The organism is Vibrio minamisatsumaniensis (assembly GCF_050337445.1).
In the GTDB taxonomy this organism is placed as follows: domain Bacteria; phylum Pseudomonadota; class Gammaproteobacteria; order Enterobacterales; family Vibrionaceae; genus Vibrio; species Vibrio artabrorum.
On the sequence record NZ_JAKJSY010000031.1, the window covers coordinates 18,094 to 30,587 of the forward strand.

Here is a 12,494-nt window from a genome sequence, read left to right on the forward strand (position 1 = left end):
TCAATGCATGCTCGTTATTCAGGTCGAAGCTTCGACATAAATGTGCTGGGTGTTCTGGTTCATGTGGAATCGGCAACAGCAACCATCAATGATGAATCAGCCGTTGATAAATCGCGTGGGGTACCAACGGGCTTTACTCATGGTGCAGTTGGCTGTGATGTGGAATATGAGTTTGACTTGAACAACTTCCGCAAACTGCAACAAAAAGCACGTGAAGCTGGTAGCTGGCGTGGAATCAAACCTCACGATTGCATGTTCTATGCAAATACAGGTGACGATGAAGACAAAGTTGAGTTGTTCGGTGTCAAGCTTCAAATCTCTGATCTACTCAGTGTCGACCCAAACAGCAGTGATAAGACTAAACGCAAACTGAAAGGGTTTGTGACAAGCCCGCTCTTTGTCCGTATTAACGGTATTTCATACCTGAGTTCAGACGACACACGCGGCCTAGTTTAAGCCTAACCAGAGAGGTAACGAATGCCGGATTTTATCGACCATGCCAGTAGTAATGAAGCCAAATTCACCGAAATGGCGATTGCTAGCCAACTTAAACGGTCAGTGCTGGCAGCAAAACAAGAAAGCGCGAAAGAGTGCTACGAGTGTGGCGATGAAATCCCAGAAGCGCGTCGAGTTGCTATAGCGGGGTGTCGTTACTGTGCATCTTGCCAAGCCGAGCGGGAGTGACGGAATGAAAGACTGGTACGACAAAATAACCAGCGGAATTGCTTATATCGTGTCATTGACAGGTATGACTATTAGCAAACTGACATTTGAACAGTGGTACTTCATATTATCACTTGTCATTGGTATTGCGGCTCTAGGGCTGAATTACTGGCACAAACGCGCGATGCAGCGTATTGCAAGCGAAAAAGGGGTGGCACTAAGTGAAACTGACTAAACGAATTATTTGCTCTGTCGCTGCTGTGATCGGTTTGGTGACAGGTGGTGTGACACTGAACAGTTCAGAACTCCCAACTGGCACCGTGACGATTTCAGGTGTGCAAGTTGGCGAGCTAAGAACTAGCCCTATTGGTTTGGAAATTATCGGTGATGCTGAGGGGTGCAGACAAGACCCGTACACATGCCCAGCAGGGCTCGTAACTAATGGCATTGGTAACACTCACGGCATAAATGACCAAGTGGTGTCGTTGGAGCAAATTGCTACCGACTGGGTGAAGAACTTGCAGCAGGCTGAACAATGTATCAGTCGTGCAGAGGCAGATTCTGGCAAGCAGATGTCACAAGGTCAGTTCGATGCATTCACTTCTTTTAGCTTTAACACTGGCTGTACTCGATTTATGCGAAATCGTGATGGTAGTGAAACGCAGATTTATCGCTTTATTAAGCAGGGTGACTTTACGAAAGCCTGTCATGAGTTGCCACGGTGGGTTTATGGCGGTGGTGTGACGTTGAAAGGTTTAATTGACCGCAGGAATAAAGAATATGATCGCTGCCTTTCCATTCAAAAGCATCAAATGGATTAAGTGGCTAGTTATTGCTGCAGTGGGGGTTGCCATGGTGTCGATGTGGTTAATGTTGAAAGCGAGTAAGTCAGAGCAGGCCGCTTTGAGGGCTCGTTTAGATAATGCGTTATCAATCAATCAAGTTAGCCAAGCAACCATTGAAACACTCACTCAAGAAAACAGTGATGCAAATCAGTTACTGGTTGATAGAGCAAAGCTGCACAGCACGATAGAGGAACAGCTCAATGAAGACATTGAAATGCTTCGAGGTGAATTGGCCGATGATGAGTGTTATCAAAAGCCTTGGCCTAGTGATGTTGTTAACCGGTTGCGCGAACCGTACTGAGTTGGTTGCAACTCAAGTTGTTGTCAAGTTCCCCCCTGCTGGGCTGATTGTCCCGTGTCATAAACCCGACATCAAAGGCACTAGCCCGTTAATAACCGCGAGTGAAGATGTACCCAAATTAAAAGCGGCCCTGAGTAAATGCGCACAGCAAGCCGAAGATTATTTGCAATGGCGTGCCAAGCACGAAGCTAAGCACACAAAAGACGAAGAGAGAATAAAATGACTAAACCTGTTTTCACATCAAAACCTGTAGTTGTGGCCATCGGTGGTACTGATTTCGAATTCACACCAACGGTGCAAGATGCGAACAACCATACCAATGACATGATGCCAAATAACAAAGTGGCTCCTGCGTACACGTATTTGACTCGCACTGTTAAACAAGAACAGAAAGATGCGCTGATCGAGTTACTTGATAGCGTGCCCGGTCTAACCATTGAGCTGTTTGCAACGGTGAGTAATGCCTCTAAAGGTGGCATTGAAATCTCACTAAAAAAATAACTGACAGGGCAAAGCGGATTGAAGATAACCCACTTGAACAAGCCTTTGCCCTGCGTCGTCATTTTCTACCCAATGAACCCGACGACGAACAAAGTTTAAGCCGCGCTATCTGGCTCGATAAAAACCAGTTTGAACGCAGCGAGCGAGCAGTAATGAGCGCAATTAGTCGATTGTTTAGTAATTAGTTGAAATCAAGAGCGGGTAGCATTACGCAATGAGTATGGAAAAGCTATTAATGCATGTGGCACTGGTTGACCAAGTCACCAAGCCACTGCAAGGCATTACCAAACAAGTGCAATCTTCCATGGATGCAGGCAAGCAAGGCATGCAGAACATGGCGACAGGTGGTGCAGGTTTGGTGGCGACTGGCTTTGCTATTCAAAACGCGTTGATGCCTGCCATTGAAATGGACAGAAAACTAGGCGAAGTGAAATCTCTGGGTGTTACTGATGATGCGTTAAAACAGTTGCAAGCAACGGCTCTAGATTTTGCTGCTGAGTACGGGAAATCAGCAACTGAGTTTGTTGATGCTTCCTATGATATTCAATCCGCTATTGCGGGGCTAAGCGGTGATGAGCTTTCCCAGTTTACTAAAGCTTCGGGTGTGCTTGCTGCTGCGACTAAAGCCGACACGGCCACTATTACCAGTTACATGGGCACCATGTACGGGATATTTAAGAACCAAGCCACGGAAATGGGTAGGGGTGAGTGGGTTGAACAGGTAGCAGGTATGACGGCAAGTGCCGTTCAAATGTTCAAGACCACGGGTAGTGAAATGAGTAGCGCCTTTACTCGTGTGGGTGCTAACGCCACATCGGCTGGTATTGCGATGTCTGAACAAATGGCGGTCTTAGGGACATTGCAAGCCACAATGAGCGGAAGTGAAGCAGGTACCAAGTATAAAGCGTTCCTAGCTGGTGTTGCTAATGCTCAAGACAAGCTCAATTTGTCTTTTACAGACAGCCAAGGGCAAATGCTGCCTATGCTGGATATTCTCGATAAGTTGAAAGGTAAATACGGTGACACACTCAGTGTAGCCGAAGCTGCCGATTTGAAAAAAGCATTTGGCTCAGAGGAAGCCGTAAGCATGATCAAGTTGCTTATGGCTAATACTGATGGTTTAGCAGGAAGCATAGAAACACTTGGTCAAATACAGGGCATGTCAAAAGCTGAACAGATGGCAAGTGCAATGACTGACCAATGGGAACGGCTCGAAGCCTCATGGTTTGCCGTTCGTGCTGCTGTTTTTGGTGCCATTCTTCCGTCTATCAATGCCATTGTGGGTTCAATGGCTAATGGCTTGGTTTATATCACTGGCTGGACGGATGAATTTCCGTGGCTAGCTGAAATTCTGGGTTATGTCGCCATTGCGGGTTTATCCCTTGGTGGCGTGGTCGCAACACTCTCGCTTGCTATGGGTATTGGTCAAATGATGTCTGCAGGTTGGGCCGTCACCATGACGGGCTTAAACGGCATCATGAAACTGCTACGCATTACCACAATGGCAAGCACCGCCGCCGCTTGGTTATTTAATGCCGCTTTATGGGCGAACCCAATCACTTGGGTAGTGGCTGGTATTGCACTGCTCATTGGTGGTGTAGCCGCTGCAATCTATTGGTGGGACGACTTAACCGCAGCATTCAAAGATACGGCTTGGTTTGATGTGATTGCCGGATCTATTGAGGGCATTGTTGACCTGCTGAACATGATCCCCGGTGTGGATATTGAACTGGGTAGCAAGGTTAACACACCAGAAGTGAGTGCAGCCGTTCAAGCAGAGCGCAACGCACCTACCTCTATTCAGCCAATGGCGTTCGACGCACCAGAAATGCCAACGGGTAACGGTGGCAGCATTGCCGAATACAAACAGCCGGGAGCAGTGCCAACACTACCGCCAAGCATGGTTCAAAACGTAACGACGACCCATAAACCGCAAGGCGGCAACATGAACTCATACGGTGACGTTTACATCACGGCACCAAATGGAATTACACCAGACCAGTTAGCCGAATGGGATGAACTCAATGCCGGATAGCCATTTATCAGAACGAAAAAAATACATCGACATCAAAGTGATTGACGGCGGTTGGGATATGGATGCAGGTCAACAGCCTGCCGAATGCAGCGATTTATACAGCATCGCCCAAGATATTAAGCACGCAATTATGGAATCGGGTTTGGCCCGTCAATTAGTTGCTGAACGTAACCCAGCATTGCGCGCTGACGTGCTAGTGCAGATTGAACAGTTAGCCGAACGTGATGTGAGAGTCGTTCCAGGTACTGCCACCGCAACCGAGTTAGAAGCGGGTGATATCACATTAACCGCAACGGCGTACAAATATGGTGATCTAGAACTTTCGACTGGGGAGAACGGCGCATGAGCAAACGACCAAGCATAGATTTTATTAAGATTTTAAGCGAATCGGGTGTGCCGGTTATCGAAGATGAATTCGAAGCCAAGTTAAAACAAGAAGTGGTTGGGGCTGGTAGTAAAGTATCCAATGACTCTGAAATGTCACCGTTTTGGCGATGGGTTCGTGCGGCTGTTGTTACGCCGTGTGTGTGGCTAATAAGAACGCTACTAGCAGAACACATCATGCCCAATATGTTTGTAGCGACTGCCGAGCGTTGGGCTTTAGTGCTGAAAGCTTGGGAACATAACATCGAACCGAAAGACGCAGAGAAGACAAAAGGCAATATTACATTAACCAAGGCGAACGCAGCTGATGCGGTCACGATAGAAGCGGGTAAAGTGGTTCAAACCCTGCCGATTGATAGTGTGGTGTATCAAGTGCGTGTGCTTGCTGAAACGGTCATCGGGGTTGGACTGCTAACAGGAAAATTACCGGTTGAAGCATTCGAAGCAGGTGCCGCTTTTAACTTACCTGCCGGTTACTTCAATATCATTCCAGAAGAGATTCCGGGCATTGTCGATGCGGTTAACGAAGCGGACTGGATAACCCAATTGGGCGCAGACGCTGAAAGCGATGAAGAACTGGCACTGCGTATTCAGAATGCTTTCACCAGTTCGGGTGAGTGGCACATTGATGATGTTTACCGCTCCATTATTTCCAGTGTTGCCGGGATTCGTAGCGATAACATCTATTTCAAAAATACAGGTGACGTGACACCGGGCACGGCAGAAGCATTGATCTTGATGGAAGTTGGCGCAACACCGCAGCCCGTTCTTGACCAGTTAAATGATTACATTATGACGAAAGGGTATCACGGGCATGGTGATGTACTGACTTGCAAAGCCATTCCCGATACTGAGCACGTTGTGATCGCCGATGTTGTTTTAGTCGAGAATTTGGACGATTCAACCAAAGCGAACGAGTTGCTTGAAATCGAAGGCCGCATCAGGGCAGCATTTCGTGAAACGGCCGCTTATCCAGAAATGACCCGCGCAAAACCAAAAAGCCGCTTCAGTCTTTCTCTGCTTGGTACTGAAATTCACACCCATATGGCGCTCGTCGAATCGGTAAAGTTCACCGTAGGCGGAAATATTCAAGAGGACATTATCAGCGACTTAGAGCAGCCACGTTTGAAAACGCTAACGGTAAGGTCGTAAGCCATGTCTGAACATCAAAACTACAATCAACAGCAACATGCACCGGAGTTACCGGAAACGGTTATTCCATGGTGGCAAGATGGCAGCACCACATCGGAAGATATCAAAGAGCCGCACTTTCTATCAAAAGGCGTATTCGCATTCTTCAAAATAGTTTGGGGTTGGTTGCTGTTCCCACTTCGCCAAATGGATGCACTAACATGCAGTGAAAATGCATTAGAGCTAATGGCTTGGGATAGAGACATCAAACGCTTTGATAGTGAGCCACTTGAGCTATTTCGTAAGCGAGTGAAATACGCTGCGGTGAACGCAAAAGACGCTGGCAGTGTTGCAGGGTTTAAGCGAATTTTCGAAAGGTTAGGCATTGGTATCGTGGCGTTTAAAGAGCGTGAATATGCAGTGCAGTGGGACGTTTGCACCATCGAACTAACAGACGGTGATATTTCAAAGAACACAAAGTTAGTTCAAACACTGATTGAACAGTATGGACGGACGTGTCGCCGCTACCGTTTTCAAGTGACGTTCCAGGAAACCTTAACCGTTGCCAGTGGTGAGTTCTCACACAATTTCAACCTGTTTATAGCAGAGACTAAGCAAGCCGTTGAAATGAACGTGAAACCGCAGGCCGTTGAACATCAACAACAAGTATTCATTGCCAGCATCTAGTTGGTAAACATTTTTATAGCAAGTTAAAGCTAACAGGGGAGGTACCCAATGAGCCAAACGGCAATCCCGCTCGAATTTGGGCGTTACTTGCAAAATCAGATCAGTCTTGGTCATGGGCCAGACATGAATGAAATGATTTTTGCGCACATTCCGGGGCTAGACCCAAGCCAACCAATTGACCGAAATAATGGTTTGCCTAATGTTTCACTATGGGTTCATCAACAAGATATCGACCAAGTGGGCAAGCTTGGTGATAACGCATTAGTCTATTCAGTTGTGATTCCTAGCAGCGTTGCAGAGTTTACCTTTAACGCGATTTATCTGCGTGACAAGAATGTGCCGAATTCTTGCGGGATGGTGGTGTATAAAGCGGAAGAGACCAAAGAAAACGGGATGGCGAGTACTAAGTCATTAGTGCAAGCCTATGACGGAGCCGCGCAAATTGCTGGAATTACCGTTGATGCTTCAACTTGGCAGATTGACTATCAAGCCCGTTTGAAAGGCATCGAAGAAGACCACCGTTTGGCTTGTTTAGATAGCTACGGTCACACGGCCTTTGTTGATGGCTTCGACGTTACCCAACAAGCGGATACGAACAAATACCAAGTGACACCGGGTGTTGTTTATGTCGGCGGTTTACGTGGTGTGTTAACGGGCGAAGTGCTGCAAACTATCACCACTAAACCCAACGGTTTATATGTAGATGTCGTTCGCCAAGGTACCGCGCTGTCAGTATGGGAAAACAAAGTTACGATTGCAGTTTCTGAAACCGAGCTAACCGATTATGTCGACGGCAACGGTGATAATCACTATGTCGCAAAGCTGGCCGGAATTAATGCTGATGGTTCGGTGATTGATTGGAGGGTTAAAGGTGGTTTGGCATTAGCAGAACTACAAAGCAATGCTGCAACAGACGGAGATATAGACTCTAAGTCGAGTTCACATAAGCATGTCAAACTTCCTCAGCTATGGAGAGCTTTTGAGCAAAGAAATGTAGTACATGAAGTGACTCGAAATGAAAATGTACTGCTTCCCGCTGGGAGTCCGGTGCAACTTACTTGGAACAGTGTTAAGCATAATCCCTCCAATATTTTCGAACCCGGTTCAAATCTATTTAGAGCTAAAAAAGAAGGGTGGTATGACGTAAGGGGCTTGATTCACTATACGCCAGTATCAGGTTCTCCTACGGTTTATATTCACGCTTTAGTCAATGGAGTTTTGGACGGAAACTCAAGGTCTGGAGCGGGTGGAGCTGGAAGTGGATTAAATGCCATTGGTGTCAGTGCCAAAGTGTACTTGATGGTTGGAGACACGTTAGGTTTATATCTGTTTACGACGGCTCAAATAAACCAGAACACGTTTGATGATGATGATCATAATTTCTTCCAGTTAATCTACAAAGGGAAATAGTGCATGATTTGTTTACAAACAGCGTTGATACATATGTTTCCAGAAGCGAATCTGCCTGATGTTTATGGCAATGGCGGTGACTGGAAAATAGCTAGTAATGGCAAAGAAGCGGAAATTATCGAATGGAATCGAGATGACCAGAAACCATCATATATAGAGTTAGAAAAAGCGTACAAAGAAGCAGTTACTAAATCTATAGAGTTACAAAGAATACAAATTGAACGAGAATGGCGGGATGTTAACTTGTCAAAAGTACTTTCTCGAATTGACCAATACGAAAAAGACCAAAACTATCCAGAGAACTTGAGAACTTCTCCAATACAGTCACATGATGATTTTTTGTTACTGCTGAATGATCGTAAAGTATTGAGTGATTATCCAAGCGCCATAGATTTTCCTTTCGGAGAAAGGCCGTTATTGTCGGGACTAACTGAATGAGTTGGAAGCAATCCCCACTTAGTTGGCCTAGCAGCTCACAATCAATTCAAACCAGTGCCGAGCAAGTAACAGATCAAATCGGCACAACGATGAATGATGCAGTTAGCCGCTTAACTAACCTTGAAAGTGACGCCAGTTATGGGCATCATTCTTTAAGTGAAGATGCAAGTGCGTTGCTTGGGTTACGTGGTGATCTTGAATCTTTGTTGAGAACAGGCACTGTACTAACCGCCACCCCTTATCAGTTTCAAGTGGGTACCAAGATGGATTCGGGTTGTTACCTGAACCCACAGGCAGCAGTCAAAGTGTTAGCTGGTAAGTTGCGTGATCATGCTGATAAGTATCGACCAAATGGCAATCTTCATTGTATTGCGCTTATGGTGACCGCTTCACAATTAGCACAGTTCGCTAATCAGTTGGCGGATCTTGTTTCCGTGTTTCCTTTATCAGATTGGTGTCAGGTGGCTAGGCAAACTCAAGCATTAGTGACCAATGAAACCGATAAGCTTCGCCAATCTGCTGCAATCGTCCAACCTCGCTTTAAACCCATAGCGAAACTCAATGCCAATCCATTACATGACGCTTTGCATTGGCAGGGGGCACAAATCGCCACGCTAGAATCATTAGCTGATGATGCAAGCAACGTGATCGGTAAGTTGCAGGCACTGGCAGCAAAACGAGCCAGTAAGCTGAGCGATGTCAAAGCCCAGATAAATGCACTTAAAAACCTAACAGGCAGTGTTTACGCTTTTTCTGTTACTGGGAGTGCTGAAAGTATTGCAACACAGATTAGCCAAGCGGTTACGCCAAACAATCATCAATTCACCGTGGCGAGTTTATTGCTGAGCCATGAACCCATGACATTTTTTGAAGAACTGCTTTGTTAGATAAAGCTTTGGTAGGAGGCAAGTTATGTTAGCTCTCGATGGTGTGCCGGTTAAATTAGACTCGATGAAAGTTGAAATGTCGATGGAGTTAAAAGACCAAGACATGAGCGGTCAATCATCGGGTACCGATACGGCAGAGCAAGGCGATAAAGGCAAGAAACTGACCTTTAGTGGTCGTGTCCCTTTCACACGCGTAGAAACGCTCACTCAATTGTATTCGCTTGCTTCGGACAAAGACGAATCCAATACACGCCGGGTTTATCGGATTGGTAATGATATTGCGTTGGCACTTAAGATTCGCAACGTGAAATTCACTGGCCGTATCAATGCGAGAGAGCATGAAACCTTACAAGCTTGGAATGTTTCTTTTGAACTGCGAGAGCACAACAGTGTAGCAGAGCAAAAAGAGCAACGTGCCAAAGAGCAAACCAAACCAGAACAACGAGAAAATACACGACTAAAACAGGCACTAAATAACGCAGAGGAAGCGACACAATGAAGCTAGAAAAACGCCTGTTTATCAGTGGTGAAGAAGTCAAACTGGTTAGTAACATGGTGAGCCTAAAGCTATCACTAGGCAGTGTTGCAATCTTCGAAGTTGAAACCAAGGAAAAGCCAGAGCAGTTTGCGTCTGTACGTTTTGATATTGGTTACGAGAATAAAACCGCCCCTTGGTTTGAGGGGTATATTGACAAAGTGCAACCTGCAGCAAATGGCTACCATAAGATTACGGTTAAAGAATTGGCTGGCATTTTGTCTAAACGTTGGGCGGTTAGCCTAGAGCACCCAACCGCAGAGCAGGTGATCGGCGTTCTTTCAGATTTGACAGGTCTTGAGTTCAATTTGCCTGATGCTGATTACATCACAACCACGATTCCAAACTTTGTTTGCCAAGGAACTGGCTACCAGTGTTTAGAGCAAATCGCCAAGGCGTTTTCTATTCCTGATTGTGTTTGGTTCCAACATACTGATCAGGTGGTTTACTTCGGTTCGTATCAAGATAGCCACTTCAACGACAAACCTATGCCTATACCGGAAGAGTTCACCAGTCGCCAAAGTGGTAACAGTGTCACCTTTGTTCCGTTCCCTATGCTAAGGCCGGGCAGAGTCATGAACGACAAGCGAGTTAATCGAGTTGATTTGATTCAAGACGAAATGACCGCTTATTGGAAGACTGAACAATCAGAAGTGCCGCCAAAGAAACGTGAAACGCTGCAGAACTTCCCAGAGTTGGCAGCAGGTTTTCATTTGCCTAAGTTTGGCCGTGTTGAGGCAGTAAGAGACACAGCGACAGCCGGGCAGGTTGCTGACCCATTCCGCCCGAGGTTTGCGGTAGATGTTCAGGTGCTTGATGAAAACTTAAACCCTGACATTAATGTGCCTGTCTATCGTTCGATTCCATTGCCTGTTCATATGAGTGGGCATGAATCTGGATTGCTGTCTTACCCTCTAGAGGGAACATTAGTTGAAATCGCTTTCGCTTATGGTCGCAATGACAGACCTATCATTCGTGGTGTTTATGGCCGTGAATATGCGTTGCCGTCAATAGAGCCAGGGGAACAACTGCAGCAGCAACGTGAAGAGGTAAGCAATCGAATTGATGCAGCAGGAAACACCACCCAGCAAACCGACCAAGCGCAAAACCAAAAAGCATTCGAAAAGCTAGACCAAGCAGAACGCTATCGTGGTGAATTTGGTAAGCACCATATTTTAGTTGATGAGCACAGCATTGAAGAAGTGATCGGCAAAAAGCTTATTGAAGCACTAGGCGCGATTAACCTAATAGCAGGTGATGACATCGTTCTCGGCAGCTTGGGCAACATGCAAACCGCGACTGCAGGCGAATTGGTGGAGACTATCGGCAAAGTTCGCCGAAGTATTGCTGCAGAACACCAATGGCTACAAGCGCCCAAAACATGGATTGGCTCAAAAGAAGAGAACGTGCTGATTTTGCTGTCTGAACTTATGCAGGTAGTGAAAGAACTAGCTGATACGCTAGCAACTCATACACATAGTGGTGTAATGGCTGGCCCTGCAACAACCAAAGCACCAGTTCAGGTGAGCGCTATTACAGGGCATAGTTCGGATAGCTCAAAACTGAAGGGACGAGTGGATTCGATAAGTCATGCCGAGTAAGTTCTGCTAAGCACTTCGATAGTTTTGAGGGAAACTATCGGCAATAAAGCATAAAGTCTTTGTATAGTTAAGTTTATTTATATGTTTTATTTAGTTCACTAAGTAACGCGATTGGTTGATTTTTTACAATATCGTCAACCCATTCGGAGTTCATTTTTACAACTTCTGAAGCTTCAATGTATTTTTCAGGGAAATCAATGATGTCTTGCAGTGATTCTTTTAAATCGCGCACGATAATTTTACCATTATGGGATTCGGCCTGTGTAATTGCTATATCAGGAATGCTACCCCAAGATTTATACATGGCAAGAATATCCATTATGTCTTTATATGGTTCTTGTAACTTCCTATCTGAGTTTGATAGCAATTTTGTATAGAAGCATGACCTTTGATCTAAGTATGGTATTGGGAATTTTGTATCACACTGGATTGGTGTAAGTTCGTAGTTATCAAAACTTACGAATTCGAGTTTGATCAGAGTCTCTTGGTATTTTATAAAAACACGAACACCATAACGATTGGCCATGATCTCTCTAGCGTATTCGAATTGTTCATGGACTAAGCTACCTAGGCTGACGTTAGTAACCTGCTCTCGAACTGCACGATAAGATGCTTTATTTGGGCATAAAAAATCGATATCAATTGATTCTCTGAATTCATTGAGTTCTAAGGCAATTCGCGTTCCACCTCCAAAAGTTATTTGGTTTTCACAAAAAAAATCAGCGTTAAAGTTTTTTAACGCTGATTCAATAACTTGATGGTGCTTTATAGAGTATTGAGACATATTTAAATCGCAGGCATGAAACAACCATTACCGAATTCATTGATTAAGCGATCCAATAATTTTCTTTCATTTGGGTTAATTTTCTTTTGATCTACGAAAGCCCAACGCTTCTCATAGACGCTTAGCGCAACCTTAGGTGCTATAAATTTTATATGCATATCCCAAAGGAGCAAGTTTAGTTCATGGTATTCAGTTCTGTTTATATTGCCCATAATAAATGCTCCTTTATCGTTTATAAAATTGGTTGTTACTAACAGTATAGCTTTAATTCTTAACTTGTATGAACTTTTAA

At 45.2% G+C, this 12,494-nt stretch carries 18 protein-coding genes and 1 pseudogene; 17 read left to right on the plus strand and 2 right to left on the minus strand.

The annotated features are described in order from the left end of the window. Positions 1–3 precede the first annotated feature (3 nt). The 17 genes and pseudogenes from L4B77_RS08750 (at position 4) to L4B77_RS08830 (ending at position 11,418) form a co-directional block, all read left to right on the plus strand. Complete coding sequence (locus L4B77_RS08750) at positions 4–456, plus strand: phage protein (RefSeq protein ID WP_429749840.1); 453 nt, start codon at positions 4–6, stop codon at positions 454–456. 21 nt (positions 457–477) lie between these two features. Further along, positions 478–684: a TraR/DksA C4-type zinc finger protein gene (locus L4B77_RS08755; protein WP_429749842.1), complete on the plus strand. Its 207-nt coding sequence runs from the start codon at positions 478–480 to the stop codon at positions 682–684. 4 nt (positions 685–688) lie between these two features. After that, positions 689–898 (plus strand): HP1 family phage holin, encoded by a 210-nt coding sequence (locus L4B77_RS08760; protein ID WP_372066147.1) that lies wholly within the window; start codon positions 689–691, stop codon positions 896–898. Then, complete coding sequence (locus L4B77_RS08765) at positions 885–1,484, plus strand: lysozyme (protein ID WP_429749845.1); 600 nt, start codon at positions 885–887, stop codon at positions 1,482–1,484. Before L4B77_RS08760 ends, L4B77_RS08765 begins: the two co-directional genes overlap by 14 nt. Continuing rightward, a complete protein-coding gene (locus tag L4B77_RS08770; protein WP_372066141.1) occupies positions 1,444–1,809 on the plus strand; it encodes a DUF2570 family protein in 366 nt (121 codons plus the stop codon). The genes L4B77_RS08765 and L4B77_RS08770 overlap by 41 nt, the downstream gene beginning before the upstream one ends. Continuing rightward, entirely contained in the window at positions 1,778–2,032 is a 255-nt protein-coding gene (lysC, locus tag L4B77_RS08775; RefSeq protein ID WP_429749847.1) for an Rz1-like lysis system protein LysC, read from the plus strand. The genes L4B77_RS08770 and lysC overlap by 32 nt, the downstream gene beginning before the upstream one ends. Next, positions 2,029–2,310: a putative phage tail assembly chaperone gene (locus L4B77_RS08780; RefSeq protein ID WP_429749849.1), complete on the plus strand. Its 282-nt coding sequence runs from the start codon at positions 2,029–2,031 to the stop codon at positions 2,308–2,310. Before lysC ends, L4B77_RS08780 begins: the two co-directional genes overlap by 4 nt. A gap of 50 nt (positions 2,311–2,360) precedes the next feature. Next, positions 2,361–2,495 carry a DUF6890 family protein gene (locus L4B77_RS08785; protein WP_371692180.1) on the plus strand — a complete coding sequence of 45 codons (135 nt, stop codon included), beginning with the start codon at positions 2,361–2,363 and terminating at the stop codon, positions 2,493–2,495. Positions 2,496–2,524: 29 nt separating this feature from the next. Continuing rightward, the gene (locus tag L4B77_RS08790) at positions 2,525–4,345 is read left to right on the plus strand and encodes a phage tail tape measure protein (protein WP_429749851.1); all 1,821 of its coding nucleotides are present in this window, start codon (positions 2,525–2,527) and stop codon (positions 4,343–4,345) included. Next, entirely contained in the window at positions 4,326–4,691 is a 366-nt protein-coding gene (locus L4B77_RS08795; RefSeq protein ID WP_429749853.1) for a DUF2590 family protein, read from the plus strand. The genes L4B77_RS08790 and L4B77_RS08795 overlap by 20 nt, the downstream gene beginning before the upstream one ends. Continuing rightward, positions 4,688–5,881: a baseplate J/gp47 family protein gene (locus L4B77_RS08800; RefSeq protein ID WP_429749855.1), complete on the plus strand. Its 1,194-nt coding sequence runs from the start codon at positions 4,688–4,690 to the stop codon at positions 5,879–5,881. The genes L4B77_RS08795 and L4B77_RS08800 overlap by 4 nt, the downstream gene beginning before the upstream one ends. Before the next feature lie 3 nt (positions 5,882–5,884). Beyond that, the gene (locus L4B77_RS08805) at positions 5,885–6,547 is read left to right on the plus strand and encodes a phage tail protein (RefSeq protein ID WP_429749857.1); all 663 of its coding nucleotides are present in this window, start codon (positions 5,885–5,887) and stop codon (positions 6,545–6,547) included. Between the two features lie 48 nt (positions 6,548–6,595). Then, positions 6,596–7,438, plus strand: a pseudogene (locus L4B77_RS08810) (phage tail-collar fiber domain-containing protein); the annotation flags it as partial. Positions 7,439–7,960: 522 nt separating this feature from the next. After that, complete coding sequence (locus L4B77_RS08815) at positions 7,961–8,395, plus strand: XkdW family protein (RefSeq protein WP_429749859.1); 435 nt, start codon at positions 7,961–7,963, stop codon at positions 8,393–8,395. Continuing rightward, positions 8,392–9,282: a hypothetical protein gene (locus L4B77_RS08820; protein ID WP_429749861.1), complete on the plus strand. Its 891-nt coding sequence runs from the start codon at positions 8,392–8,394 to the stop codon at positions 9,280–9,282. The genes L4B77_RS08815 and L4B77_RS08820 overlap by 4 nt, the downstream gene beginning before the upstream one ends. A gap of 25 nt (positions 9,283–9,307) precedes the next feature. Continuing rightward, the gene (locus L4B77_RS08825) at positions 9,308–9,781 is read left to right on the plus strand and encodes a baseplate complex protein (RefSeq protein ID WP_429749863.1); all 474 of its coding nucleotides are present in this window, start codon (positions 9,308–9,310) and stop codon (positions 9,779–9,781) included. After that, entirely contained in the window at positions 9,778–11,418 is a 1,641-nt protein-coding gene (locus L4B77_RS08830; RefSeq protein WP_429749865.1) for a hypothetical protein, read from the plus strand. Before L4B77_RS08825 ends, L4B77_RS08830 begins: the two co-directional genes overlap by 4 nt. A gap of 73 nt (positions 11,419–11,491) precedes the next feature. On the opposite strand, the gene L4B77_RS08835 is transcribed toward L4B77_RS08830, so the two are convergent. Further along, complete coding sequence (locus L4B77_RS08835) at positions 11,492–12,202, minus strand: nucleotidyl transferase AbiEii/AbiGii toxin family protein (protein WP_057622141.1); 711 nt, start codon at positions 12,200–12,202, stop codon at positions 11,492–11,494. Positions 12,203–12,204: 2 nt separating this feature from the next. Next, entirely contained in the window at positions 12,205–12,414 is a 210-nt protein-coding gene (locus tag L4B77_RS08840; protein WP_057622140.1) for a hypothetical protein, read from the minus strand. Positions 12,415–12,494: the final 80 nt, after the last annotated feature.

Bases quoted from the DNA above. Each gene is read 5' to 3' on its own strand.
- L4B77_RS08750 (WP_429749840.1), top strand. From the start codon at position 4: ATGCATGCTCGTTATTCAGGTCGAAGCTTCGACATAAATGTGCTGGGT.
- L4B77_RS08755 (WP_429749842.1), top strand. From the start codon at position 478: ATGCCGGATTTTATCGACCATGCCAGTAGTAATGAAGCCAAATTCACC.
- L4B77_RS08760 (WP_372066147.1), top strand. From the start codon at position 689: ATGAAAGACTGGTACGACAAAATAACCAGCGGAATTGCTTATATCGTG.
- L4B77_RS08770 (WP_372066141.1), top strand. From the start codon at position 1,444: ATGATCGCTGCCTTTCCATTCAAAAGCATCAAATGGATTAAGTGGCTA.
- lysC (WP_429749847.1), top strand. From the start codon at position 1,778: ATGTTGTTAACCGGTTGCGCGAACCGTACTGAGTTGGTTGCAACTCAA.
- L4B77_RS08780 (WP_429749849.1), top strand. From the start codon at position 2,029: ATGACTAAACCTGTTTTCACATCAAAACCTGTAGTTGTGGCCATCGGT.
- L4B77_RS08790 (WP_429749851.1), top strand. From the start codon at position 2,525: ATGAGTATGGAAAAGCTATTAATGCATGTGGCACTGGTTGACCAAGTC.
- L4B77_RS08795 (WP_429749853.1), top strand. From the start codon at position 4,326: ATGAACTCAATGCCGGATAGCCATTTATCAGAACGAAAAAAATACATC.
- L4B77_RS08800 (WP_429749855.1), top strand. From the start codon at position 4,688: ATGAGCAAACGACCAAGCATAGATTTTATTAAGATTTTAAGCGAATCG.
- L4B77_RS08805 (WP_429749857.1), top strand. From the start codon at position 5,885: ATGTCTGAACATCAAAACTACAATCAACAGCAACATGCACCGGAGTTA.
- L4B77_RS08815 (WP_429749859.1), top strand. From the start codon at position 7,961: ATGATTTGTTTACAAACAGCGTTGATACATATGTTTCCAGAAGCGAAT.
- L4B77_RS08820 (WP_429749861.1), top strand. From the start codon at position 8,392: ATGAGTTGGAAGCAATCCCCACTTAGTTGGCCTAGCAGCTCACAATCA.
- L4B77_RS08825 (WP_429749863.1), top strand. From the start codon at position 9,308: ATGTTAGCTCTCGATGGTGTGCCGGTTAAATTAGACTCGATGAAAGTT.
- L4B77_RS08830 (WP_429749865.1), top strand. From the start codon at position 9,778: ATGAAGCTAGAAAAACGCCTGTTTATCAGTGGTGAAGAAGTCAAACTG.
- L4B77_RS08835 (WP_057622141.1), bottom strand. From the start codon at position 12,202: ATGTCTCAATACTCTATAAAGCACCATCAAGTTATTGAATCAGCGTTA.
- L4B77_RS08840 (WP_057622140.1), bottom strand. From the start codon at position 12,414: ATGGGCAATATAAACAGAACTGAATACCATGAACTAAACTTGCTCCTT.